19 protein-coding genes are annotated in these 24,388 nt (G+C 62.5%); 7 read left to right on the plus strand and 12 right to left on the minus strand.

What is annotated here, in order from left to right; all coding sequences use genetic code 11:
- Nucleotides 1-90: 90 nt before the first annotated feature.
- On the minus strand, nucleotides 91-1,974 hold the full coding sequence (locus BM438_RS38025) for a bifunctional sugar phosphate isomerase/epimerase/4-hydroxyphenylpyruvate dioxygenase family protein (protein WP_093645326.1): 1,884 nt from the start codon (nucleotides 1,972-1,974) through the stop codon (nucleotides 91-93).
- A gap of 320 nt (nucleotides 1,975-2,294) precedes the next feature.
- Between BM438_RS38025 and aroQ the strand changes: the two genes are divergently transcribed.
- From aroQ to BM438_RS38040, 3 genes are read left to right on the plus strand one after another with little or no spacing between them, the layout of a single operon-like run.
- Nucleotides 2,295-2,750: a type II 3-dehydroquinate dehydratase gene (gene aroQ, locus BM438_RS38030; RefSeq protein ID WP_093645328.1), complete on the plus strand. Its 456-nt coding sequence runs from the start codon at nucleotides 2,295-2,297 to the stop codon at nucleotides 2,748-2,750.
- A complete protein-coding gene (locus BM438_RS38035) occupies nucleotides 2,747-3,652 on the plus strand; it encodes a shikimate dehydrogenase (protein ID WP_093645330.1) in 906 nt (301 codons plus the stop codon). The genes aroQ and BM438_RS38035 overlap by 4 nt, the downstream gene beginning before the upstream one ends.
- 46 nt (nucleotides 3,653-3,698) lie before the next feature.
- A complete protein-coding gene (locus BM438_RS38040; RefSeq protein WP_093645333.1) occupies nucleotides 3,699-5,069 on the plus strand; it encodes an MFS transporter in 1,371 nt (456 codons plus the stop codon).
- A gap of 90 nt (nucleotides 5,070-5,159) precedes the next feature.
- Here BM438_RS38040 and BM438_RS38045 read toward each other — a convergent pair whose 3' ends face one another.
- From BM438_RS38045 to BM438_RS38065, 5 genes are all read right to left on the minus strand, one after another.
- Entirely contained in the window at nucleotides 5,160-5,840 is a 681-nt protein-coding gene (locus BM438_RS38045) for a TetR/AcrR family transcriptional regulator (RefSeq protein ID WP_093645335.1), read from the minus strand.
- Nucleotides 5,841-5,958: 118 nt separating this feature from the next.
- Entirely contained in the window at nucleotides 5,959-7,275 is a 1,317-nt protein-coding gene (locus BM438_RS38050) for an NAD(P)/FAD-dependent oxidoreductase (RefSeq protein ID WP_093645337.1), read from the minus strand.
- A gap of 15 nt (nucleotides 7,276-7,290) precedes the next feature.
- On the minus strand, nucleotides 7,291-8,085 hold the full coding sequence (locus BM438_RS38055) for an anti-sigma factor (protein ID WP_093645339.1): 795 nt from the start codon (nucleotides 8,083-8,085) through the stop codon (nucleotides 7,291-7,293).
- Entirely contained in the window at nucleotides 8,085-8,654 is a 570-nt protein-coding gene (locus BM438_RS38060) for an RNA polymerase sigma factor (RefSeq protein WP_093645341.1), read from the minus strand. Before BM438_RS38060 ends, BM438_RS38055 begins: the two co-directional genes overlap by 1 nt.
- A 196-nt stretch (nucleotides 8,655-8,850) precedes the next feature.
- On the minus strand, nucleotides 8,851-9,783 hold the full coding sequence (locus BM438_RS38065) for a dihydrodipicolinate synthase family protein (RefSeq protein ID WP_093645343.1): 933 nt from the start codon (nucleotides 9,781-9,783) through the stop codon (nucleotides 8,851-8,853).
- Between the two features lie 172 nt (nucleotides 9,784-9,955).
- Between BM438_RS38065 and BM438_RS38070 the strand changes: the two genes are divergently transcribed.
- Together BM438_RS38070 and BM438_RS38075 are read left to right on the plus strand one after the other, a co-directional pair.
- A complete protein-coding gene (locus tag BM438_RS38070; protein ID WP_093645413.1) occupies nucleotides 9,956-10,927 on the plus strand; it encodes a LysR family transcriptional regulator in 972 nt (323 codons plus the stop codon).
- 195 nt (nucleotides 10,928-11,122) lie between these two features.
- Nucleotides 11,123-14,203 (plus strand): transglycosylase domain-containing protein, encoded by a 3,081-nt coding sequence (locus BM438_RS38075; RefSeq protein ID WP_093645346.1) that lies wholly within the window; start codon nucleotides 11,123-11,125, stop codon nucleotides 14,201-14,203.
- A gap of 10 nt (nucleotides 14,204-14,213) precedes the next feature.
- On the opposite strand, the gene BM438_RS38080 is transcribed toward BM438_RS38075, so the two are convergent.
- From BM438_RS38080 to BM438_RS38105, 6 genes are all read right to left on the minus strand, one after another.
- Nucleotides 14,214-15,440, minus strand: a complete 1,227-nt coding sequence (locus tag BM438_RS38080) for an ROK family transcriptional regulator (protein ID WP_093645348.1) — start codon at nucleotides 15,438-15,440, stop codon at nucleotides 14,214-14,216.
- A 30-nt stretch (nucleotides 15,441-15,470) separates the two neighbouring features.
- Complete coding sequence (locus BM438_RS38085; RefSeq protein WP_093645350.1) at nucleotides 15,471-16,268, minus strand: ATP-binding cassette domain-containing protein; 798 nt, start codon at nucleotides 16,266-16,268, stop codon at nucleotides 15,471-15,473.
- A gap of 19 nt (nucleotides 16,269-16,287) precedes the next feature.
- The gene (locus BM438_RS38090) at nucleotides 16,288-17,274 is read right to left on the minus strand and encodes an ABC transporter permease (protein WP_093645352.1); all 987 of its coding nucleotides are present in this window, start codon (nucleotides 17,272-17,274) and stop codon (nucleotides 16,288-16,290) included.
- Nucleotides 17,275-17,436: 162 nt separating this feature from the next.
- Nucleotides 17,437-18,441, minus strand: a complete 1,005-nt coding sequence (locus tag BM438_RS38095; RefSeq protein ID WP_093645354.1) for a sugar ABC transporter substrate-binding protein — start codon at nucleotides 18,439-18,441, stop codon at nucleotides 17,437-17,439.
- A gap of 469 nt (nucleotides 18,442-18,910) precedes the next feature.
- A complete protein-coding gene (locus BM438_RS38100; protein ID WP_093645356.1) occupies nucleotides 18,911-19,675 on the minus strand; it encodes a flagellar brake protein in 765 nt (254 codons plus the stop codon).
- 251 nt (nucleotides 19,676-19,926) lie between these two features.
- A complete protein-coding gene (locus tag BM438_RS38105; protein ID WP_093645358.1) occupies nucleotides 19,927-20,961 on the minus strand; it encodes a LacI family DNA-binding transcriptional regulator in 1,035 nt (344 codons plus the stop codon).
- A gap of 196 nt (nucleotides 20,962-21,157) precedes the next feature.
- Between BM438_RS38105 and BM438_RS38110 the strand changes: the two genes are divergently transcribed.
- Both BM438_RS38110 and BM438_RS38115 read left to right on the plus strand, forming a co-directional pair.
- Nucleotides 21,158-22,315 (plus strand): ABC transporter ATP-binding protein, encoded by a 1,158-nt coding sequence (locus tag BM438_RS38110; protein ID WP_093645360.1) that lies wholly within the window; start codon nucleotides 21,158-21,160, stop codon nucleotides 22,313-22,315.
- Between the two features lie 11 nt (nucleotides 22,316-22,326).
- Nucleotides 22,327-24,315: a beta-galactosidase gene (locus BM438_RS38115; protein ID WP_093645362.1), complete on the plus strand. Its 1,989-nt coding sequence runs from the start codon at nucleotides 22,327-22,329 to the stop codon at nucleotides 24,313-24,315.
- Nucleotides 24,316-24,388: the final 73 nt, after the last annotated feature.

The raw sequence follows: 24,388 nt of genomic DNA on the forward strand, positions 1-24,388 counted from the left end.
AGCATGCGCCGTGCCCGATCTGCGTGAATTCGCGGGTGGAGGGCCGCGAACCGCAAACCACCGTCCACCAGCATTGCCGGCCGCAAACCCCTACTTGCGTCGCTGAGCCTGCGCTGCGAGCCGTACGGCTGCATTGGCCGCGCCATAACCGTCGTAGCCGCCGCGCCGTTCGACAATCTCCAGGAAAAAGCGCTGATCGAGTTGTTCGGTGTAAGCGTGGAAGAACTCGCCACCGCGTTCGTCGCGGTCATACAGGATGTTGTGCGCGCGCAGCGCCTCGAGCGTCTCGTCCGGCAGCGCGTAGCGGGCGGCGAGGTCGTCGTAGTAATTGCGCGGAATGCGTAGCACTGGCAGACCGTCGGCGACGAATTCGGGAACTGCGCTGAAAATGTCGCCGGTGCTGAACGCGACGTGATTCAGGCCCGAGCCGTGGTAGGTATGCAAGGCTTCGGCCACCGCCGTGTGATGGTCCACGGAGGCGTTCAGTACGATTCGCACCGAACCGTCGTGACTGCGCAGCGCGCGGCTGCGCACCAGCCCGTACGGGTCGGGCACCAGCACGCCGGGCTCGGCCTGGAAGCCGAGCGCGGTCCGCAGAAACAGAACCCATGTATCCAGCGAAGGCGCCGGCACCGACAGGCAGACATGGTCGATGCGCGCGAGCGGTCCCACTTCGGTCGGACCATTAATGTCGGTGAGCACGAAATCAGCTTCGAACAGGGTGGGCTGGTCCGGTGTCTCGTCGACGAAATAGTTCAGGCTGCCGTCGGGCGCCTGCACGGCCGGCAGCACGCGTTCGTTCGGGCCGATCTGGCCCGAGAACGGGGCGTAGCCGAACCCGGCGGCGCGCTCGAACGCCTGATTGGCGTCGTCCACGCGGAAGGCCGACGCGCACAGCGACAAACCATGCTGCTGGAAGAAAGCATTGGCGAATGAATCCGGTTCGGCATTCAGCACGATCGACGCTGCGCCATGCTGAAACAGCGTCACATCTTTCGAACGATGCTGGCCGGCCTGACGGAAGCACAGCTTGCCGAGCCAGTCGACGAGATGCGCGCGGGTCGTGTGGTCGACCGCGAACTCGAGAAACTGATAGCCGACGTGCGCGGGCGCAGCGGGCGATCGATAGAGTTCGCCGACCGGCTGCCGGGTGGATTCAAGGAGCGCCCGGGTCTGTTCCTCGAGGAACAGCAATGAGCGATGGCCGTCCGCCGCGGTGATGGCGGTCGGCGCGGCGCGAAAACCGTCGTTGAAGATTTCGAGCGAAAGCGGCCCGGAGTAGCCGGTTTTCACGACCTGGGCGGTGAAGCCTGCCAGATCGAAATCGCCTTGGCCCGGGAAGCAGCGGTAGTGGCGGCTCCATTCCAGCACGTCCATGGCGAGCTTCGGCGCATCGGCAATCTGCACGAAGGCGATGCGATCGCCCGGGATATCAGCGATCCCGTCCACCGTATCGTTCAGCGACAGCGTATGAAAACTGTCGAGCACAAGCCCCAGATTCGGATGATTGACCGCATTGACGAGTTTCCACGCGTGGCGGTAGGTCTTGACGTGCTTGCCCCACGCAAGCGCCTCATAGCCGGCGATCACGCCGGCCGCTGCGGCCGCGCGGGCCAGCGCGCCGAGCTGGTCGGTCATCAGCGAGTCGTCGCCGATGGTGTCGGGGGAAACGTTGCTGCACACCAGAATCCGGTCCGTACCCAGTTCGTGCATCACGTCGAACTTGCGTTTCGCCCGATCCAGATTGCGTTCGAGGCGTTCCGGGCTTACGCCGTCGAAATCGCGGAACGGCTGAAACAGCATGATCTTCAGCCCGAGATCCTCGGCGATGCGCCGCACGTCGGCGGGTGAGCCGTCGAAATACAGCAGGTCGTTCTCGAAGATTTCGACGCCTTCGAAGCCCGCCGCCTGGATTGCGGTCAGCTTTTCGACGAGGGTCCCGCTGATCGACACGGTGGCAATCGAACGTTGCATGAACGGCTCCTGCAAAAACAATGAAACGACTGGTGGGGCGGCGCGAAGCGGCCGCTGTGCGGCGTCCGCGTGTCTTGCGGTCCGCTATGCTGCAATGCGCAAAATGGTCTAGCTAGTTACTGTCAACCAGCAGGCCGCAGGCCAGAACTACCCATATTAGCGGAATTTCCCGACAGTCTATACAAACTAACTAGATGGTACAAATTCGTATAAACCCCGAATGACGATTGCGGGCAATGCGCGCACACTGCGCTTACGTTGTAGAGCCACGGCGCATGCTGTGGCCCGCTTTATGCCTTACTTTTGCAGGAGTGGTCGTCATGAGTTTTGCTTCAGTGCTGGTCCTCAACGGACCGAATCTCAACCTGCTCGGCACGCGTGAGCCGGCCATCTACGGTTCGGAAACGCTCGACGACGTCGCGCGGCTCTGCCGCGACGCGGGCGAGCGGCTGGATCTGTCGGTCGATTTCTGCCAATCGAATGCGGAACATCAACTCATCGACTGGCTGCATGCGGCGCGCAGCAAGGTTGACGGCATCGTGATCAATCCGGCGGCTTACACGCATACCTCGGTGGCGATTGCCGACGCGCTCTCTGCGATCGAAAAGCCCGTCATCGAGGTGCATATCTCGAACGTGCATCGCCGCGAAGCGTTCCGGCATCACTCGTACGTATCGGCGGTGGCCGAGGCGATCATCGTCGGTTGCGGCACGCAGGGGTATGTGCTCGCTCTGGAGCGGATGGCGGTCATCCTTAAGAATAGGGCGGCCAAATGAACGCACAAGCGAATACCCAGACAAACGCTCAGGCGAGCCCACAATCGTTTCTCGTCGGTCTGATCGGTTCGGGCATCGGCGGATCCCTTAGCCCCGCGATGCATGAGGAAGAGGGCAGCAAACTCGGCCTGCACTATGTATATCGGCGCGTCGATCTGGAGGCGCTGAAGCTGGACATCACGGCGCTCTCCGATTTGCTCGTTTCAGCCGAGCGCATGGGCTACAACGGGCTGAACATCACGTACCCCTGCAAACAGGCCGTGATTCCGCTGCTCGACGAACTCTCCGACGACGCGCGCGCACTCGGCGCGGTCAACACCGTCCTGTTCAAGAACGGCAAACGTATCGGCCACAACACCGATTGGTCCGGTTTTGCGCGCGCGTTTCAACGCGGCCTGCCGGACGTATCGCTGGAACGCGTCGTACAACTGGGCGCGGGCGGCGCGGGCGCAGCGGTCGCGCATGCCGCGCTGACCATGGGTGCGCAAACGCTCACGCTATTCGACGTGGACGCCGAGCGTGCCGCATCGCTCGCCGCGGAATTGCAGAAGCGTTTCCCCGCCTCCACCGTCAGTGCCGGTAGCTCGCTCGCAGAATCGCTCGCCGCCGCTAACGGCCTGATTCACGCAACGCCCACCGGCATGGCGAAATTGCCTGGCTTGCCGCTGCCGGTTGAATTGCTGCACCGCGATTTATGGGTGGCGGACATCGTCTATTTCCCGATCCGCACCGCGCTGCTGCAGGCCGCCGAAGAACTCGGCTGCCGCACGCTGAGCGGCGGCGGGATGGCGGTGTATCAGGCGGTCGACGCGATGCGTATCTTCACGGGCCTCGAACCCGACGCCGAGCGCGTGTACACGCATTTCCAGTCCTTGTTGCAACGCCAGGCCAGTAACACATAAGCCATACATATCCGGTACGTAACCCGACCGAGGAGACAGAGACGCCATGCCACAACCCATTCATTCCACGCCCGCCGAGGCAACTCGCCAAACGGCTGCCACGGTAAGCACCGCGCGCCGCTCGAAAGCCCGCTATCAGATTCTTTCGCTGCTGGCGGTCGGCACAATGATCAACTATCTGGACCGCACGGTGCTCGGTATCGCGGCGCCGCAGCTGACCAAGGAGCTCGGCATCAACGCCGCGCTCATGGGCTTGCTGTTCTCCGTATTCTCGTGGAGCTATGTGGCTTCGCAGATTCCGGGCGGTCTGTTTCTTGACCGCTTCGGCAGCAAGCTCACGTATTTCCTCTCGATGACGTTCTGGTCGCTGTGCACGCTTGCGCAAGGGCTCGTGCATGGCATCGGCGCTTTGTTCGTCTTCCGTCTCGGCCTCGGCGTTTCGGAAGCGCCGTGTTTTCCGACCAATAGCCGCGTGGTGGCCACATGGTTCCCACAGAGCGAACGCGCGATGGCGACCGGCACCTACACGGTCGGCGAATATATCGGCCTCGCGTTTTTCAGCCCGTTTCTGTTCATGTTGATGGGCACGTTCGGCTGGCGTTCGCTGTTTTACGTGGTGGGCGGCGTGGGTCTCGTGTTCGGTGTGATCTGGTGGATGTTCTATCGCGAACCGCACGATCATCCGTCCGTCAATCAGGCGGAGCTTGACTATATCGAAGCAGGCGGCGGTCTGACGCACAGCAAGAAGGACGCCGATGTTTCCGGCGCACCGGCTGCATCGGCGAAGAGCGGCTTCGAATGGCGCACCATCGGACGCCTGCTCAAGCATCGTCAATTGGCCGGCATCTGCCTTGGCCAGTTCGCCGGTAACTCGACGCTCGTGTTCTTCCTCACCTGGTTCCCGACGTATCTCGCCACCGAGCGCCATATGGCATGGCTGAAGATCGGCTTCTTCGCGATCATGCCGTTCATTGCCGCGTCGATCGGCGTGATGTTCGGCGGCATCTTCTCGGATTGGCTGCTGCGCCGCGGCAAGTCGCCGAACGTGGCGCGCAAGCTGCCGATCATCGCCGGTTTGCTGCTCGCCTCGACGATCATTCTCGCCAACTATGTCGAGAGCAACGTGGCGGTGATCGCGATTCTGTCGGTGGCGTTTTTCGCGCAGGGGATGGCGGCGCTGGGCTGGACGCTGGTGTCGGATATTGCGCCGGATGGACTGCTTGGCGTGACGGGCGGCATTTTCAACTTTGCGGCCAATCTGGCCGGCATTGTGACGCCGCTGGTGGTGGGTTTCATCGTCGCGGCAACCGGTTCGTTTGTCGGCGCGCTGGTGTTCATCGGCGCGATCGCTTTGATTGGCGCGCTGTCGTACATCTTTATCGTCGGCGATATCAAGCGGATCGTGCTGGTGGACTGAACAGCACATATCGTTCGAACGGCTTTCATTGAGTAAAAAAAAGCGGGACCTGGCTAACACCAGGTCCCGCTTTTTTGTTTCAGGTTTGCCTTAGTCTTCCTTGCGCACGAAACGCAGCACGGCGTCGACGATCATCGCGCGATGGCGCGCGCGCAGGCGCGGGTGCGACGGATCGCGGCCGAACGCTGTACCGAAGGTATGGCGATTGCCGACACGGTGAAAGCACAGCGAGCTGATCATCAGATGCAGGTCGATCGCATCGACGTCGCTGCGGAACAGTCCCGCTGCGATGCCGCGCGAGAGCAGATCTTCGATCGTATGAATGACGGTGACGTTGCGGCCTTTGAAGCTCTTCACCTGCTCGACGTACTTCGCGCCGTGAATGTTCTCGATCGTAATGAGGCGGACGAAGTCGCGCTGGCGATCGTGATAGTCAAATGTAAACTCGACCAGCGCGCGCATGCCCTCGATTGGATCGAGTTCACTGACGTGCAGATCCTGTTCGAGCGCGCGAATGTCGCCATACACTTTTTCCAGCACGGCCTGGTACAACCCTTCCTTGCTGCCGAAGTAGTAGTACAGCATGCGCTTGGTGGTGTTCGTGCGCTCCGCGATTGCGTCGACGCGTGCGCCGGTCAATCCCATCGCGGAGAACTCCTGCGTCGCGACGTCGAGGATGTTGCGCTTCGTCTGTTCGGGATCGTACTTGCGTCGGGTGTCGGACGCGATGCCGTTGGTATCAGGCTCGGCGGCCTTGCTTCCCTTTTTCATTGTGTATTCGAGCGGCGATGACGGCGCATTCTAGCACGCTGAAACCAGCCTCCGGAGCGGGTCTCGGGCATAAGCGGCGGCGTATTGAGCCAGCTGTCGGGTCGCTTACTGAGTAGCGTCACGGCGCCGGCCGGGCCGAAGGGCGCCGGGCGGCGAGTGCGTCGCGCGTCTGCATGGCGGTGTAGGTGAGTTGCGCGGCCGCGAGACCGAGCGCGCCGTAAGTGCGCGTCAGGCCGAAAGCCGCGAATGCCTCGGGCACCGGCCGTTCGCCGGAGATGGCCGCCGCCAGCAATTCGCCCGAGACGGTGGTGGGCGCCATGCCGTGGCCGCCGAAGCCGACCGCGTACCAGATGCCGTCCGTATTGCGGCCGATTTGCGGCATCTTGTGCCGCGCGTAGCTCATCAGGCCGCCCCAGGCGTGCTCGATCCGCACGTCATGCAACTGCGGATAGACCTTCAGCAGATCACGCCGTAGCAGTCGCGCGATGACGTCGGGCGCGCGGTCGCGTACCGAGATGCGGCCACCCCACAGGATGCGTGTGTCGGGCAACGGACGGTAATAGTCGAAGGCGAAGCGGGTGTCGTAGACGGCGGCGCGGGTGTCCATCGCGTCTTTCAGGCGGGCGCCGAGCGGCTCGGTGGCCATTACGTAAGTAGCGATTGGCAGCACCGCGCGTTCGACCTGCGCATAGACGTTGCGCGCATAGCCGCCACCGGCCATCACCACGTGGCGTGCTTCGAGCGCGCCCTGCGGCGTGTGCACCACGAAGCCGGCGCCGTCGCGCCGGGCGCCGCTGCGCTGTAAGCGCACAACGGGCGACTTCTCGTGAATCTGCACGCCCGCGTTGGCCGCTGCGTCCGCGATACCGAGTACATATTTGAGCGGATGAAAGTGGAACGCGTTGCGCTCGAACAGGCCGCCGTGATAACGGTCGGTCTTCAATTGTGAGGCGAGCTCCGCGGGCGCCACGGGTTCCCACTCAACGCCGAACGAATCCCGCATCAAACGCCGCTGCGTGTCGAGCCTTGCAGGTTCGTCGAACCAGTTGGCGAGGATCACACCGGCATCGGTTACATCGCAATCGATGCGGTAGCACTGGATACGTTGCCTCATCAGATCGACGGCGTCGGTTGTCAGCGCATAGAGTTCGCGGGCGCGGGCCGGCCCGAGGGTTTTGAGGAGATCCGCGCAATCGAGGCTGTATCCGCCGAACACGAAACCGCCGTTGCGGCCGGAGGCGCCGAAGCCTACCTGTTCGGCTTCGAGCACGGCGACGTCGGTGACACCCCGCTCGGCGAGTCCCAATGCCGTGGATAAGCCCGCAAGGCCGCCGCCCATGATGCAGACGTTGACGCTGCGCCGGCCGGTTAGCGGCGCGTAAGCGGACGAGGGCCCGGCAGCGCGGGTGACAGTGGCTTCGTAAAAGCTTTGCATAGGGCTAAGGGTAGATCAGGACACCGGCAGCAGCTTGCCGCTGAACACCACCGGACCTGTAGGCGCATTGTGATCGGGCGAGCCGCCCGGCGCTTCGATCGAGACCGCCAGCGCCGCGTAGCTCTCCGGCTTCTGCTGACCGGCCGTGACCTTGCCGTTGGCGCTGTCCGGCAGCATGCCGAGCGACACCGGATGGCCGCTGGCCGGGATGCCCCACAACTCCATCGCCCGGCCGGCCGGCAGGTCGACCTTGCCGAGCGGATGCAGCGTCATGGTCGAGCGGGCTTCGTCCCACGCGACCAGCATGACTGGATGCGCGTCCTTGTCGTTCAGCACCGCGACATGCGAGACGGCCGCTTCCGGCTGTTGCGCGACGGTCGGCGCAGTCGACGGCGTCACGCCCGACGGCAACAGTGAGCGCACGGCAACCACTGCCGCGATTATGGCGAACCCCGTCACGCCGATCGCCCAGCCGCGCCAGAACGCGAGATTCTCGAAAATGCTGCCGGACGGACGCGCGGGTTTTTCGACCACGGTGCGCGGTCGTGGCGCCTCGCGCGCAGCCTCACGCGCCGACGTCAGGCCGAGCCGCCGCTCGATAGCATCCCAGACAGCAGCCGGCGGCATACGCGGCTCGGCGAGTTCGGCTAGCGGCGAGATTCTCCGCTGCCATTCTTCGACAGCCTGACGAATCACCGTATCGTGATCCGCGTAGCGTTGGAAGCGTCGTCGGGCGCCGCCGCGCAGCGTGCCGAGCGCGTACTCGGCGGCCAGCATATCGACCAGTTGAGGATAGCGATGGAGATTCATCACTCACCTCCCAGGCAGGTCTTCAGCTTGGCAAGGCCGCGCCGGATCCAGGATTTGATGGTGCCAAGCGGCACCGTCAGCGCTTCAGCGATCTCGCTATGGCTCTGGTCACGCAGGTAGGCGAGAGCCACCGCCTGACGCTGCGCCGGTTCCAGCTGCTGCATGCAGCCGGCCAGCAGACGTGCCTGCAGGCTGACCGCGCTCAGTGCTTCGGGATCCGGATCGCCGGTTGCCACAAGATCGTCCAACGCATCGCTCCATTCGGTTTCCTGCTTGTTGATCCGCCGCAGGTGATCGAGAGCACGGTTCCGGACGATTGCCGACATCCACGTCATGGGGGCGGAGAGTGCCCGCCGATAGTCGCCCGCAAAGCGCCAGATGTTGACGAAGCTGTCCTGCAATACTTCCTCGGCCCACTCGTGCCTGCTCAATATACGGAGCGCAAGACCAAACAGTTTCGGGGCGGCGAGATCATATAGCTCGCGTAGTGCCGAAGCATCCTCTTTGGCAATGCGTTCGAGCAACTCGGCGAGGGTTTCCGGCGTCAGTTCTCGAGGGTCGGCGGTCATGGAAAGTGGTGTGGTGAGCTTGCGGGTCTATGTTACTCAATTTCCTTCCGACCTTATATGTGGTTTTTCCCCCGTGTGCTGCATCCGCCGGGCTTATGGCCGCGTATGTGGATGCAGGACCCCGGGGTTTGCGTCCGGGGGTTGCGCGTGGGCGTTTATTTTTTTGCTTTGGACTGCTCCAGGTTGAGAGTTGAGCTTAGCTGCCCCAGCGCAATACCAGCGGATCGAGTCGCCGTGCGACTTTCAACAAGCCTGCGCGTGTGGCCGGATGCATCGGCGGCAGCGGATGGCGCACTGCGTCCGATCGAATCACACCGCCTTCTTTCATCAAGGCCTTGCACGATGCGAGGCCGCCCTGGCGGTTTTCATAGTTGATGAGCGGCAGCCATTCCTGATAGTGAGCGGCAGCCGCTTCGGTGTCGCCCGCCGCATAGGCGTCGACGATCAGGCGGATGCCGTCCGCGTAGCCGCCGCCGGTCATCGAACCGGTTGCGCCCGCATCGAGATCGGCCATTAGCGTGATCGCTTCTTCGCCATCCCATGGACCTACCACGGCGTCGCCACCCAGTTCGATCAGCTCGCGCAGCTTGTTCGCCGCTTGCGGCACTTCGATCTTGAAGTACGACACGTTCTGCAGTTCACGCGCCATGCGGGCAAGAAACGGTGCGGATAGCGCCGTGCCGCTGACCGGCGCGTCCTGGATCATGATCGGAATTCCGATTGCATCGGACACGGTGCGATAGAACTCATAGATACCGCGCTCGCCGATACGGATCGTCGCGCCGTGATACGGCGGCATGATCATCACCATCGCGGCGCCGGCAGCCTGCGCGCTTCGGCTGCGTTCAGCGCACTGGTACGAGCTGAAATGCGTGGTCGTGACGATCACCGGCACGCGGCCGGCAACGTGTTCGAGTACCACATGCATCAGTGTGTTGCGCTCGTCGTCGGACAGCGCGAACTGTTCGGAGAAGTTCGCCAGAATGCACAGGCCGTTGGAGCCCGCGTCGATCATGAAATCGATGCAGCGTTTCTGGCCTTCCAGGTCGAGCCCGCCGGCCTCGTCGAAGATGGTCGGCGCGACGGGGAACACGCCGCGCATGGGAGCAGGGTTGTGGGTATGGGTCATGGTGATGTGCGTTGTGCCAAGGTGAGGTGACGACGTGATGAGGCGTGGGTGTTTGAATGTCTCCGTCGCTGACTATACGGCGGGGTGCGTGGCGGGTATATTGAATTGTTTCCATCTTGTGATCGCTTTTGCGACTCACCTTGCGATTCACCCCGCGGCTGCCCGGCAATTCATGAAAGACACCCTGAACGTCCTCCTGTCGAGACTGCGCATGAAGCAGCTGCAATTGCTGATCGCGCTCGACGATCATAAGTCGCTGCACAAAGCCGCCGGCGCGATGTCGATGACGCAATCGGCTGCCAGCAAGGCGTTGCAGGAGTTGGAGTCGATGCTCGAGGCGCCGCTTTTCGAGCGCTCGAAGAGCGGCATGATTCCGAACCAGCTCGGCCACTGCGTGATCCGCTACGCACGGCTCGTGGCGACGGACCTTACCGCGCTCTGCCAGGACGTCGCCGAGATACGCTCGGGGCGCGGCGGGCGGCTCGCGATCGGCGCGATCATGGGCGCGATTCCGGAGTGCGTCGTGCCGGCGCTGAACGATCTGCATGCCGGCCAGCCGGGCCTGTCGATCGAAGTGATGGAGGACACCAGCGCACGCATGCTGCTGCAACTCGACGAAGGCCGGCTCGATCTGGTGATCGGCCGTGCGGCGGTTGCCGCCGATCCGTCGAAATATCACTACCGTCCGCTTGGGGACGAGCCGTTATCCGTGGTGGTGGGTTACGGCCATCCGCCATTGCCAAGGAAAGAAGTGAAACTACGTGACCTTGCCGGCCATCGCTGGGTCATGTATCCGTCACATATGCCCTTGCATGCGTTGCTCGAACGGGAGATGGATCTGGCAGGACTTGAGATGCCAGACAACCCGATCTCGACTGCTTCCACTTTCGTGACAGTCGCATTACTGCAAAGTAGCGCCGATCTGGTTTCGTTGTTGCCAACCGCGATCGCGGAGTTGTTCGTGCGGCAGAAAATGTTGCGCTTCGTGCCGGTCAAACTAAAGTCGCCTTCACAAACCTTCGGGATTGTGACGCGCAAAGGCGGCGTGCTGTCGCCGCCGGCTGAGCAATTCATCGAGTTACTGCGGGGACGGACGATGGGGCAGGGGGAAGAGAGAGCGACGTCGGCGCAAAAAAACGCCTGAATCTGCTTTCTTCTGACGCGCGAAAGACCCCCAATATCGCATGGCGATCGGCGCTGCGCCATGCCCGGCGAAAAGGTGTTGCTGCGGCGACACTTTGGGGTAAATCCGAACCGATTGCATGCTCGCGTTCCGCGCTACACTTGATCGAAGGTGTGCCAGAATCAAGAGAATGGCGCACGCTCGGGGAGAGCAGCCATGAATCGGCCACTGATTCGGTTACCGCTTCGCGCGACAGGCACGGCGCCCGTCAGGAAGTGGCTTAAATGGGGGCTGGCAGTGGGCTTCGTGCTCGCGCTGGCTTTGGCGGCCCGCTTTGTCCAGGTCGAGATCGAAACGTCTCGACTGCAGGCGCGCTATCTCTCCGAACTCACGCGCGACGTGGGTTTCTCCGCCGAGAGCGGTCCAAGTCATTCCATCCGCTTCCCTCAAGCAGACAAAGGCCCCTACGACAGCCGCCTCGGCTACGCGTTGCTGCCGTCGTTCCAGAAGCGCCTGCTCGAACGCGGGTTTGAAATCAGCGCACAGTCGCGTGATTCCGAGCGAATGCTGTCGCTGGCCGATAGCGGTCTATTTATTCCCTACGCCGAAAAAGACCAGGCGGGGTTGCAACTCTTCGACGGTACCGGCGCGCCGCTCTTTGGTGCACAGTATCCGGGCCGCGTTTATGACAGCTTCGATTCGATCCCGCCGCTGATCGTCAATTCGCTGCTGTTTATCGAAGACCGCTATCTGCTCGATCCGGATCAGCCGAACCGTAATCCGGCAATTGACTGGGGACGCTTTAGTCACGCGCTCGTCGACCAGGGCGCGCGCGTGTTCAACCGGCATCAGTCGACGCCCGGCGGCAGCACGCTCGCTACGCAGATCGAGAAGTTCCGCCACTCGGCGGGCGGGCGCACGGCAACGCCGCCGGAGAAATTGCGGCAAATCGCATCCGCTTCGGTCCGAGCCTATCTGAATGGTCCGCAGACCATGCCCGCGCGCCAGCAGATCGTCGTCCACTATCTCAACTCGGTGCCGCTTGCCGCGCAGCCGGGTATTGGTGAGATCAATGGCATCGGCGACGGTCTGGCCGCCTGGTACAGTCGCGATTTCAACGACATCAACCGCATTCTCAAAGCGCCGTCGACAGAAGAGAATCTCGCTGAGCAGGGCGTGGCGTTTCGCCAGGTGCTCTCGCTGATGATCGCGCAACGTGCGCCGTCGTATTTCCTGCATCACGGCTATGCCGAACTTGAACGTCTGACGGATAGTTATCTGCGCTTGCTGGCGAGCGGTGGTGTTATTTCGAACCCGCTGCGCGATGCCGCGTTGTCCGCGCAAGTGGATCTGCGCCGCGCACCGGAAAAAATGCACAACGCCGACTCGTTCGTGTCGCGCAAGGCTGTGACGTCGATGCGTTCGCACCTGTTGGCGGCGCTCGGCATTCCGAGTTTCTATGAACTCGACCGGCTGGACATGCAGGCAACGGGCACGCTCAACAACGCCGTGCAGCAGGCCGTGAGTGAACGTCTTGCCGCCGCCGCGACGCGCGACGGTGCAAAAGCCGCCGGGCTCGTCGGCTATGAAATGCTGCGCGCCTCCGACGATCCATCGAGAATCGCCTATAGCTTTACGCTGTTCGAACGGCGTGACGGCGCGAACCTGGTGCGGGTGCAAACCGATAGCGTGAACCAGCCATTCGACATTAATTCTGGTGCGCGACTGAATCTCGGTTCGACCGCGAAAATGCGTACCGTGGTGACGTATTTGCAGATCGTCTCCGAGCTGCATGCGCGTTATGCCCCGCTGAGCACAGCGGAGCTGAAAGCCGTGAAGTACGATCCGAACGATCAGCTCACGCGCTGGGCGCTGGACTATCTGGCGCATACCTCGAACCGCTCACTGCAAGCCATGCTCGACGCGGCGGTGGAACGCAAATACTCGGCAAGTCCAGGCGAAACGTTTTACACGGGCGGTGGCGCGCAGACTTTCAACAACTTCGAATCGGACGACAACAGCCGCATTCTCACCGTGCACCGTGCATTCCAGCATTCGGTCAATCTGGTGTTCGTGCGGCTGATGCGCGATATCGTCCACTACGAGATGGTACAAACCACCGGACCGTCGGCGCAATGGCTGGGCGATCCTGCGATCCGCAAGATGTATCTCACGCGTTTCGCCGATCAGGAAAGCCGCGTGTATATGAATCGTTTCTACACGAAATACCACGGCAAGGCGCCCGAGCAGCAGTTGGCCTTGCTGCTGCTAGGTGTGCGCAAATCGCCGCCCAAAGTAGCGACGGTGTTGCGCAGTGTCGCGCCGGATGAATCGAATGCGTGGTTCAACGCGAAGATGCGTGCGGTGCTGAAGAACACGCCGGCTGCCTCCATCCTGGACGACGAGGACCTCGCGAACCTGTACGACAAATATGCAATCGACCGCTTCAATCTGAACGATCGCGGCTACATTTCGAGCGTGCATCCGTTGGAACTGTGGACGCTCAACTATCTGCGCGCCCATCCCGACGCGACGCTCGACCAGATACAGAATGCGAGCCGCGATGTGCGTCTGTCGACCTATTCGTGGCTCTTCAAGACCCGCTATCACGCCACCCAGGATCGCCGCATCAAGCGGATGGTCGAACTGCGCGCCTACGATGCGATCGGTAAATCGTGGCAGGCGCTCGGCTATCCGTTCGCGACGCTCACGCCGTCGTATGCGGCGGCGATCGGAGCATCCGGTGACCGGCCGGCTGCGCTCGCGCAACTGATAGGCGTGATTGCCAACAACGGCAACAAGGTGCCGACCGAAAGTCTCACGCAACTCGACTTCGCGAAAAACACGCCGTACGAAACGCATTTCCAGCGCGCGGCAGTGGCGCCGCAGCAGCAGTTGTCGCCGGAGATCGCCGGGGTGGTCAGAGGGCTGTTGCGTGATGTCGTATTAGGCGGTACGGCTAAGCGTCTCGCGCAGGGCATGACGTTCCCCGATGGTCAAACACTCGAAATTTACGGCAAGACCGGCACCGGCGATCAGCGCTTCAATGTGTGGGCCAGAGGCGCACGCCTGATCGAGTCGCGCAAGGTGAACCGCAGCGCAACCTTCGTGTTTGTGATGGGAGACCGTTTCTACGGCACGCTGACCGCCTGGGTGCATGAGCCGTATGCGGCGCATTACGAGTTCACGAGTGCGCTCTCGGTGCAGTTGCTGAAGTCGCTGGCGCCGGTGCTGCAGCCCTTGCTGCAAAATCCGCCGGCTAAAACGGCTGCGATAGCGAAAGTGGCCGCGCAATGAGCAAGGGCGCCTAATAGCCGGCGTCCGTCGCCGGCTTAAGGAAGAGCTCGTGCACCGGTGCGAAATGCGCGTACAGCGGCAGAATTGCGCCGCCCATCGCTCGCGCATCGGCGCCGATGGTGCCCTCCAGCAGTTGCGGACGCACCATGCCTTCCCATTCGAAGCGATCGAGCACGCGCTCGGTTCGGCGGATGATTTCGCGGACCAGTTGCCGGTCGAGTTCGCCGTCGATCACCACCGCTTCCAGGTCGAGCAAGGCTGCCGCATTGGTCAATGCATTGGCGATCGCAGGACACGCCGTGTCGAGCCATTGTTCGGTCTGCCGCCACAGTTCGGGCGACAACGCGCGATGATCGTGCGCGGCGGCGGGCGGCACGCCTGCATCGCTCAATAGCCGTTCCAGAACGAAACCCGATGCTGCATGTAGCAGTTGCCGCGCCGGTTTGCGCGCGCTGCCGTCCCGCAGCGGTATCGAGCCGACCGCACCAGCATTGTCGTGTGGCCCGGCATGCAAACGGCCGTCGATCACCAGGCCGCCGCCGATAAACGTACCGACGAACAGATAGAGAAAATTGTGAATTCCGCGGCCCTGGCCCATCACGAGTTCGGCCGCGCAGGCGGCAGTGGTGTCTTTAGCGAACTCGACGGGCAAGCCCGTCATCGTCGCGATGCGACTACGCAAGTCGATCTCGTGCCACGCTTCCAGCGCGTCCTGCGGCGCGCCGAGAAAGTCGCGCCAGCCGCCGAGCCACAACGGCGCCGCCACGCCCACGCCAACCACTTTGTTCGCCTTTGCGCCGAGCGTCTGATTCACACGCGCCAGTTTGCTTTCGAGCGCGGGAAATAGTGTGCGCGGATCGGGATAGGCATAGTCGAATACATCGCGGCACACCACGTGGCCCGCGAAATCCATCGCCAGCACGTCGAGGCTGCGTCTGCCCACCTTGATGCCGATGGTGTACGCGCCATCCGCACGCAGTGCGATCGGCACCGACGGTTGACCGATGCGGCCGCGCACGCGCGCCTGCTTTTCGAGCAGGCCGTCGTCGATCAGACGGTCGACGATCATCGAGACGGTCTGCATCGACAGACGCGTGAGACGGCCCACATCGGCTTTCGGCAGCGGCCCATGCAACCGGATCGCCTGCAGGACGATCCGTTCGTTGAACTGCCGCATGCCGACCTGGTTCGAGCCGACCGTGCGTTTGAGAGGCGAACGTGTACCGGTGGTGTCCATCGTCGTGTGCCCCTCAGCGGGATGCGTGCATCATGCAATCGCCTTGACGTCCGCCTGCTTCGCGCCCGTCATGATCGCCACGGCCTCCGACATGTGGATGTCTTTGGTATTGACCACCGCGGCACGCCTGCCGAGCCGCTGGATATGAATACGATCCGCGACTTCGAACACATGCGGCATGTTGTGGCTGATCAGGATCACCGGCAGGCCGCGATCACGCACGCGGCGGATCAATTCGAGCACCATGTTGCCTTCCTTGACGCCGAGTGCGGCGGTGGGCTCGTCGAGAATCACCACGTGCCGCGCGAACGCCGCGCTGCGCGCGACAGCCACGCCCTGACGCTGTCCGCCGGACAAGGTTTCGACCGCCTGGCGCATCGAGCGGATGCCGATCTGCAGATCCTTCATGTGCGCGGTGGCTTCGTCGAGCATGCGGCGCTTGTCGATCATCTTGAAGATCGAACCGCGCCAGCCCGGTTTGACGAGCTCACGGGCGAGAAACAGGTTTTCGGCGATGCTCATGGCGGGCGCCACCGCGAGTTCCTGGTACACGGTTTCGATGCCTTGAGCGCGCGCATCCAGCGGGCTGCGGAATTTGACCGGCTTGCCGTCGAGCAGGATTTCGCCTTCATCGGGGATGGTGGCGCCGGACAGCGCCTTGATCAACGACGATTTGCCCGCGCCGTTGTCGCCGATCACGGCGAGGATCTCGCCGGGCAGCACTTCGAAATCGCAGCCGTCGAGCGCGGTGACGTTGCCGTAGCGTTTGATGAGTCCGCGCGCCTGCAGAACGGGCATCACGGCAGAAGCGGAAGTAGGTGTCGACATGACAGGTTCCTTTGGGCGTTCAACCGCGACGATGGGAAAGTTTGTCCGCGGCAACCGCGAGAATCACCAGCATGCCGGTGATCAACACCTGGTAGACCGAAGAGACACCGATTAGCGTCAGGCCATTACGAAACACGCCGACGATCAGCGCGCCGAGCAGCGTTCCGCTAATCGAGCCACGTCCGCCGAATAGACTCGTACCACCCAGCACCACCGCCGTAATACTGTCGAGGTTCTCGGTTTGCCCCGCCTGCGGATCGCCGACCCCGGTGCGCGAGACAGACAACAGCGCGGCGATGCCATAAATCGCACCGGCCAGCGTATACACGGTGAGCAGGATCTTTTGCGACGAGAGGCCCATCAGGCGCGCGGCTTCGGGGTTATTGCCGAGCGCGTACAGATGCCGGCCGGGCACGGTGTCACGCAAGACGAACCACGTCGCGCCATACATCAGCAACGTCAGCACCGTGCCGTAGGTGACATCCGCGGGGCCGAGTTTGAACGTGTTGCCGAGGAACATGATCGCGTCCGGCAGGTTCGAGACGCTCTCCGCGTTCGAATAGATCTGCGTGAGCGCGAATGCGATGTTCAGCGTACCGAGCGTGACGATGAAGGCGGGCAGTTTGATCCGCGTGATCAGCACGCCGTTGAGCGCGCCGAACAACGCGCTCGCGGCGATGCCGCACAGAATCGCGAGAACCGGCGGCACGCCGAGCGTGACCGCGAATTTGGTCATGATGATCGAGCCGAACGCCATCACCATCCCGCACGACAGATCGATCCCGCCTGTAAGCACGATCAGCGTCTGGCCGATGGCGATGACGGCGACCACCATCGTTTGCTGCAGGATCAGCGAGAGGTTCTGGAACGACAGGAAGCGGTTGCTCTGCGAAATGAAGAAGCCGCAGGCCAGCAGCAGGGCGATCAGCGGTCCGATTTCAGCGAGCGATGGCAAGCGGTCGGTGAAGGTGCGCGGGTGGCCGGCGGGCGCGGAAGGTGTCGACATGATAGGTGTCCTCGATGCATGAACGTGGCGGGCAGGCCACGTGGCAAATACGGAGACCGGCCATCTGGTGGGCCGCCGATCCGCGGTGTACCCCGCGGCCGTCGGTTCAGTGGCTGGCAATCCGTGAGCGGCCCCACGAAGTGGGCCGCCATTCAGTGCGCGTTACTTGTTGCCCCAGCAGTTGTCGAGGCCGTACTTTGTATCCTTGCTGTCGACGCCGGACATCGGCTTGTCGGTGATCAGCGTCACGCCCGTGTCCTGATAGCCGGAGACCTTCTTGCCGGTCTTCGCATACTCGACACCCGCCGTCACGCCGAGCGAGGCCATCTTCAACGGATACTGCTGCGAGGTCGCGGCAATCGCACCGGCCTTCACATTGCGCACGCCTTCGCAGCCGCCGTCGATGGAAACGATCATCACGCTCTTGTCCTTGCCTGCTGCCTTGAGCGCGCGATACGCACCCGCCGCAGCCGGTTCGTTGATCGTGTAGACCACGTTGATATCCGGCGATTTCTGCAGGCAATTTTCCATCGCCGTCTGGCCCTTCGACTGATCACCGCGCGTGTCCTGGCTGCAGACGACCGACGGATCGCCTTCCTTCACACCGAAGCCTTCCAGGAAGCCGTTATGACGCAGCACGCCGACCGAGACGCCTGGCGCAAGATCGAGCGTGGCGATCTTCGCGGGCTTGCCGTTCATGGCGGCTTTCGCGTACTTGCCGATCAGCACGCCGGCCTTGAAGTTGTCGGTGGCGAAGAGGGCGTCCGTGGCGTCTTGCGGATCGGTCGGCGTGTCGAGCGCGACCACCATCACACCGGCGGCGCGCGCTTTCTTGATGCTCGGCACGATCGCCTTGGTGTCGCTCGGCGTGATCAGAATCGCTTTCGCGCCGGCCGTCATCATGTTTTCGATGGCGGTGACCTGGCTCGCGTTGTCGCCGTCGAACTTGCCGGCGGCGGTGAGCAGTTTGGCGCCGTCTTTCGATGCCGCTGCTTCAGCGCCCTGTTTCATCTTCACGAAGAACGGGTTGGTGTCGGTCTTGGTGATGAGGCCGACGACAGGCTGGTCGGCCGCCTGGCTCGCGCTCGCACACCACACGGCCGATGCCGCGACGCACATCGACACGATTTTCCTGGCGACAGGATGCCTGCGGGAATTCAGATTCATGGGACGCTCCTCCGGTTATTGGTCACGACGTTGTGAACTGCGGGTGATTGCACACGCGAACGCTGCGCGCTTGCCGCCTGCTTGCGATCTGGTTTCGAAGCTGATGCGATTCCAATGCAATGCGAAACTGGCTGCTTAAATCACTTTAGTTGATTTAGTACAGCAGGCGCGAGGACGCTCGTCAAGGAAGCGATCGGGAGGGGCGTCGACATGTCAAAGCGGCCGCCAGGGCGGCAGGCCTTACGTGACGGGGCTTTGCGGGAGTGGTGCGATGCAAGATCGAGCGCCGGTACTTCGGGAAAGTCCTGGCTCGATTGAAAGCTGGTTGAAATATTAATTGATGCGTGGCGACGGGTTTGACTGTCGTCGCGAAGGTATGAGGCGGCGGCCAGAAGCAGCGATTCTCAGCGGCGATGACTGCAGACTTTATCCACGCCGTGAGAATCGTAGCAAGCGTACCCGCAGGAACTCACCCTCGCGGCGTGAGCCTTTGACGCTTCGTTTCGAGTTGCGTGACAACGCGCTGCAAGATCCGTTCAGCCGGCCCCGGCGTCGTCACGAACTTGCAGCCGATCACGAAGCGCAGATCGCCCTTCGGCGTAGTCAATTGCCGCGGCGCGACGATTTCCAGATCGAGGAGAAGCGTGCCGAAGCTGCCGAGTTGCAGCGTGACGTCGCGCAATACGGTGCCGCTTTCAAGCGAGCCGAAACGTGCATCGGCAGTGTTCAACGCCACGCCACCCAATGAAAGATCCTGCAGTTCGAGCCTGAACGAACCGCCGTCCACATACGGCCCGCTAGCGATATACGGATCCAGCACGGGCGTTTGCACGCGGAAGAATTCGCGGCGCTGAACGTAATACAGGAGCGAAGGGAAAGCGGCCTCGAAAGCCGGGCGTCCTTCGAACATGATCGGGTCTGCGTTAAGCGTCGTGAACTCCGTGCGAATGCCGCCCGGCAAACTGCGAAAGATCAACTGGCGGGCAGACGGCAGCGCGTAATTGTCCAACTGCGTACTGCCGGCGTCGAAGATAAAGCGCGCATTGCGCGAATCGACCTCGAGTATCTGCGTCACGATCTGGCGGCCGTTGAATTCCACCGTCACGAAGTCCTGTCCGGCCATCAGCTTGCGAAGACAAACTGCGATTTGCAAGGGATGGCGCTGCGCGAAGGTCGAGTCTGCGTCGGTGGTCTGTTCGGCGAGATCGGCGTCCAGCAGAAGAGCGGCATTCATTTGAGTATCCATGCTTGTTATGGCCTTGGCCTGGCCGGTTGGGGAGCGCGGGCGGCATGTAAGTCATGCCGGCGCTCAGCCTTTTCCTGCTTTATTGCAGGGACCGTGCCAACTGCATGGATGGACTGATTGAAACGGTGTTTTTGCCGTGGAACCGCTTGATACGGGCGTTTGCGGACGGCGGCCCGGGAGTTGGGGACGACCGTAGCCAGGGTTCGCTACGTAACGTCCCCGATGTTGTTACGGCCACGTTACCTCGGGCGCGGCACCCCAGTCGACGCGCGCACAACCAGTTTCGGCGCCGAGGAAATCCGCATCGGCACGCTTGCCGCTGGTTGATGACCTGCTTGCCCATACGACGATTCGATCAACTCGCGCAGCAGCGACACCGCCAGGTCGGCGACTTCGACAGTCGGCACGGCGACTGTGGTCAACGCGGGCCGCGATTCGCGCGCCAGTTGAATATCGGTAATGCCGATCACGGACAGATCACCCGGCACGTTCAGGCCAAGATCGGCGGCGGCGTGCATCGCGCCGAGCGCCGGCAGATCGTTGGTCGCGAAGATCGCGGTGAGTTTCGGATCGGCTTCCAGTAGCGCCCGCGCCGCGGCGTAGCCGCCTTGTATCGTATCGGGCGCATGCTTGACCTTTCCTTTCGGCGCGCCGGCCGAATGCAGCGCATCGACAAAACCTTCGTAACGAGCGGCGTGAATACCTGAAGCCTTGCTGCCGACAATCGCGCCGATCCGCCGGTGCCCGAGCGTCAGCAGATGCGTGCCGGCCAATTCGCCAGCCAGACGAAAATCGACCGCGACACATGGCAGCCCCGGCGGCTCATTGGGCCGTTCCCACATGCACAGCACGACGGGCGTGCCGCGTGATTCGGTCGTATGAAGGTCTGCAAAGTCCAGGTTCGCATTGGTGACGAGCACGCCTTCGGAAAGCGTCCCTGCGATCTGGTCGAGATAGGCGCGCCCGGTCAGCGGATCTTCGTTCGTATTGCAGATGATCACGAAGTGGCCGCTGCTGCGCGCCGCGTGTTCGACCGCGAGCGCGAACTCCGGATAGAACGGATTGGCAATGCTCGACACCATCAACGCCAACGTCGGCGCGCGGCCCTCGGCGAGCGCGCGGGCGGCCAGATGCGGGCGGTAGCCGAGCGCGTCGACGGCGTCGAGCACCCGCTGCCGGGTGCTCGCGCCGACCCGGCCGCGATTGCGCAGCACGTTCGACACCGTGGCAGGGGTGACGCCGGCGTGACGCGCGACTTCGCTAAGGGTTGTCATAATGCTTATTCAATATTTGGGATGGGTGTCCGACATTTGCATCACAGCCCAAGGCGCGGCACCATTTGCCGCACAGACAAAACGATATCGGAGACAGGTAAGGCCCCAACGATCGGTAGCGATCGATTTTTTTCGGCCCTACTGATTAAGCGCTTAATCTCCGACGTCGAGCCGATTAAATCACGGAGTCGATGCGATGGCGAGCATTTCATTGAGGGGCGTGCAGAAGGCGTATGGCGACGGCGCGCTAGTGATCCGCGATGTCGATCTGGAAATAGGCGAGAACGAGTTCTGCGTGTTTCTCGGTCCGTCCGGCTGCGGTAAATCCACCTTGCTGCGGATGATCGCCGGCCTCGAAGACGTGACCGACGGCGACCTGTCGATCGCCGGCCGCCTCGTCAACGACGTCCCGGCGGCGCAACGCGGTGTGGCGATGGTGTTCCAGAGCTATGCGCTGTTTCCGCATATGACCGTGTTCGAGAACATGGCCTTCGGCCTCAAGCTCGCTAAAACCCCCAGGGAAGAAATCGACCGCAAGGTGCGGGAAGCCGCGCGCATCCTGCAACTTGAGGCGCTGCTCGAGCGCCGGCCCAAAGCACTGTCCGGCGGCCAGCGGCAACGTGTGGCGATTGGCCGGGCCATCGTGCGCGAGCCGGGCGTGTTTCTGTTCGACGAACCGCTTTCCAATCTCGACGCGACGCTGCGCGGCCAGACCCGTATCGAAATCGCGCGGCTGCATAAGCAGTTCGCCAAAGCCAGCGTGGTGTACGTCACGCACGACCAGATCGAAGCGATGACACTCGCCGACAAGATCGTGCTGCTGCATGCGGGCAAGGACACGGAGCGCTATGGCAGCATCGCGCAGATCGGCGCGCCGCTCGAGTTATATCACCGGCCGAAGAGCCGCTTCGTTGCCGGTTTTATCGGCTCGCCGCGGATGAATTTTTTGCCGGGGCGGGTGGCGTCGATTGATCCGCAGGGCGTGGTTGTTACGCTCGATCACACTGATGAAAACGTGCGCGTGCCCGTCAGCGGCGATGGACTCCAGGCGGCGCAACCGGTCACGCTCGGCGTGCGCCCGGAACACCTCGAATTCATCGACGCGACAGCTTCTGACAACCCACAGGACGCCGTTCTGACCCGCACTGTATCCCTCGTCGAACAGCTCGGCGAGCACAGCTATGTCCACCTCGATCAGCCCGGCGGCGCCACGCTGATCGCCAAGGCGCCCGGCGACACACGCCTCGCGCCGGGCGACCGCGCGAGCTTGCGCGTCCCCAGCCGCGCTTGCCACTTGTTTACCGAAGACGGCTTTGCCGCCGCTTCGCTCGAATCCGTCGAACACTACGCATAGAGGACATTCGGATGCGCCTTGGAGTCTGTTATTACCCGGAACACTGGCCGGAGTCGATGTGGGAAGACGACGCTCGCCGCATGAAAGCACTTGGCATCGAGCAGGTGCGTATCGCCGAATTTGCGTGGAGCCGGATGGAGCCAACGCCTGGCGAGTACGACTGGGGCTGGCTCGATCGCGCGGTCGACGTACTCGGCGCGGCCGGTTTGCAAGTTGTCATGTGCACGCCCACCGCGACGCCGCCCAAGTGGCTGATCGACCGTCATCCGGACATTCTGCCGATCGGTGCCGATGGCCGTCCGCGCGCCTTCGGCTCACGCCGTCATTACGATTTCTCATCGCCTTCGTATTTCACCGCGTCGCAGCGAATCTGTACGGCAGTTGCGGAGCGTTACGGCAAGCACCCGGCCGTTGCCTACTGGCAGACCGATAACGAATTCGGCTGCCATCACACGGTGGTCAGCTATTCGCCGGCGGCAGTGGGGCGCTTTCGCGAGTGGCTCAAGACGCGCTATCAAACGATCGATGCGCTGAACCGTGCGTGGGGCACGGTATTCTGGAGCATGGAATACCGTAGCTTCGACGAGATCGACGCGCCGGTGGCGACCGTCACCGAAGCGCATCCGTCGCACCGGCTCGATTACCGGCGCTTCGCCTCCGACGAAGTGGCGCGCTACAACCGCATGCAGGTCGAGATTATCCGTGCGCATTCGCCGGGGCGGCCGGTCGCGCACAACTTCATGCAGCTCTTTACCGAGTTCGATCATTACAAGGTGTCGGCCGATCTCGACATTGCCGCATGGGACAGCTATCCGCTCGGCGCGCTCGAAGAGCAGTGGTTTGCACCGGACGTGAAAGCGCGCTGGTTGCGCAGCGGGCATCCCGACTTCGCGTCATTCAATCATGACGTGTACCGCGGTATGTCGAAGCTGCCGTTCTGGGTGATGGAGCAGCAGCCGGGCCCGGTGAACTGGGCGCAGTGGAATCCGGCACCGCTGCCCGGCATGGTGCGGCTGTGGAGCTGGGAGGCGTTTGCGCACGGTGCGGGTTGCGTGTCGTATTTCCGCTGGCGCCAGGCGCCGTTTGCGCAGGAGCAGATGCACGCTGGTTTGAATACGCCCGACAACCGGCTCGATGTGGGCGGCAACGAAGCGGCGCAGGTTGCCGACGAAATTCGCGCGGTGCTCGCCGCGAACGCCGACGCTAACGCAGCGATCCGCTCGAAGGTTGCGCTCGTCTACGACTACGAAGCGAAATGGCTCTTCGAGATTCATCCGCAGGGCGCGGACTTTCACTATCCGCGTTTCGCATTCGAGTATTACTCGGCGCTGCGCTCGCTCGGGCTGGATGTCGATATCGTGCCGGTCGATGCAGCCCTCGACGGCTATCGTTTGATCGTCGTGCCGCCGCTGCCGGTTGTGCCTGCGGATTTCGCCGCCCGGCTGGCGAGCTCGGGCGCGCAGGTCGTGCTGGGTCCTCGCACCGGTTCGAAGACGGCGGACGTGCAGATTCCGGCGAACCTGCCGCCGGGCGCGCTCGCTTCTGTGTTGCCGCTGCGTGTGTGGCGTGTCGAATCGATGCGGCCGAATGTGACCGAAGCTGTGGTGCTCGTGAATAACCGGAACTCGAGCGCGGAGGACGGCGTGGCGCGCCACTGGCGTGATTTCATCGACAGCGATACAGCGGATTCGCTCGACGTGCGTGCCCGTTTCGCTGACGGTCATCCTGCTTATGTGAAAAGCGGCGCGTTTCATTACTTCGCGAGCCTGTTCGACGATGCGCTTACGGTCCGCCTTCTGAAGCAGATCGCTGAAGAAGCGGGCGTTGAAACGACATCGCTCGGCGACACTGTGCGCTTTAGCCGTCGTGGTGCGCTGACCTACGTGTTGAACTACGGCGATCAGACGCACACGCTGGCCAATGTCGCCGACGACGCTTTCGTGATCGGCTCACGCGCCGTCGAACCGCAGGGTGTGGCCGTCTATCGATCGGGCAAATGATCTGGTGGGCTGAACGAAGGATTCCATGCAGTAACAACAACGACGCAAAATCAAGGCTTAAAGGAGACAGCAA

Origin of the sequence: Paraburkholderia aspalathi (assembly GCF_900116445.1) — a bacterium.
Lineage (GTDB): Bacteria > Pseudomonadota > Gammaproteobacteria > Burkholderiales > Burkholderiaceae > Paraburkholderia > Paraburkholderia aspalathi.

Coding starts and splice junctions, on each gene's coding strand:
- BM438_RS38025 (WP_093645326.1), bottom strand. CDS start 1,974: ATGCAACGTTCGATTGCCACCGTGTCGATCAGCGGGACCCTCGTCGAA.
- aroQ (WP_093645328.1), top strand. CDS start 2,295: ATGAGTTTTGCTTCAGTGCTGGTCCTCAACGGACCGAATCTCAACCTG.
- BM438_RS38035 (WP_093645330.1), top strand. CDS start 2,747: ATGAACGCACAAGCGAATACCCAGACAAACGCTCAGGCGAGCCCACAA.
- BM438_RS38040 (WP_093645333.1), top strand. CDS start 3,699: ATGCCACAACCCATTCATTCCACGCCCGCCGAGGCAACTCGCCAAACG.
- BM438_RS38045 (WP_093645335.1), bottom strand. CDS start 5,840: ATGAAAAAGGGAAGCAAGGCCGCCGAGCCTGATACCAACGGCATCGCG.
- BM438_RS38050 (WP_093645337.1), bottom strand. CDS start 7,275: ATGCAAAGCTTTTACGAAGCCACTGTCACCCGCGCTGCCGGGCCCTCG.
- BM438_RS38055 (WP_093645339.1), bottom strand. CDS start 8,085: ATGAATCTCCATCGCTATCCTCAACTGGTCGATATGCTGGCCGCCGAG.
- BM438_RS38060 (WP_093645341.1), bottom strand. CDS start 8,654: ATGACCGCCGACCCTCGAGAACTGACGCCGGAAACCCTCGCCGAGTTG.
- BM438_RS38065 (WP_093645343.1), bottom strand. CDS start 9,783: ATGACCCATACCCACAACCCTGCTCCCATGCGCGGCGTGTTCCCCGTC.
- BM438_RS38070 (WP_093645413.1), top strand. CDS start 9,956: ATGAAAGACACCCTGAACGTCCTCCTGTCGAGACTGCGCATGAAGCAG.
- BM438_RS38075 (WP_093645346.1), top strand. CDS start 11,123: ATGAATCGGCCACTGATTCGGTTACCGCTTCGCGCGACAGGCACGGCG.
- BM438_RS38080 (WP_093645348.1), bottom strand. CDS start 15,440: ATGGACACCACCGGTACACGTTCGCCTCTCAAACGCACGGTCGGCTCG.
- BM438_RS38085 (WP_093645350.1), bottom strand. CDS start 16,268: ATGTCGACACCTACTTCCGCTTCTGCCGTGATGCCCGTTCTGCAGGCG.
- BM438_RS38090 (WP_093645352.1), bottom strand. CDS start 17,274: ATGTCGACACCTTCCGCGCCCGCCGGCCACCCGCGCACCTTCACCGAC.
- BM438_RS38095 (WP_093645354.1), bottom strand. CDS start 18,441: ATGAATCTGAATTCCCGCAGGCATCCTGTCGCCAGGAAAATCGTGTCG.
- BM438_RS38100 (WP_093645356.1), bottom strand. CDS start 19,675: ATGAATGCCGCTCTTCTGCTGGACGCCGATCTCGCCGAACAGACCACC.
- BM438_RS38105 (WP_093645358.1), bottom strand. CDS start 20,961: ATGACAACCCTTAGCGAAGTCGCGCGTCACGCCGGCGTCACCCCTGCC.
- BM438_RS38110 (WP_093645360.1), top strand. CDS start 21,158: ATGGCGAGCATTTCATTGAGGGGCGTGCAGAAGGCGTATGGCGACGGC.
- BM438_RS38115 (WP_093645362.1), top strand. CDS start 22,327: ATGCGCCTTGGAGTCTGTTATTACCCGGAACACTGGCCGGAGTCGATG.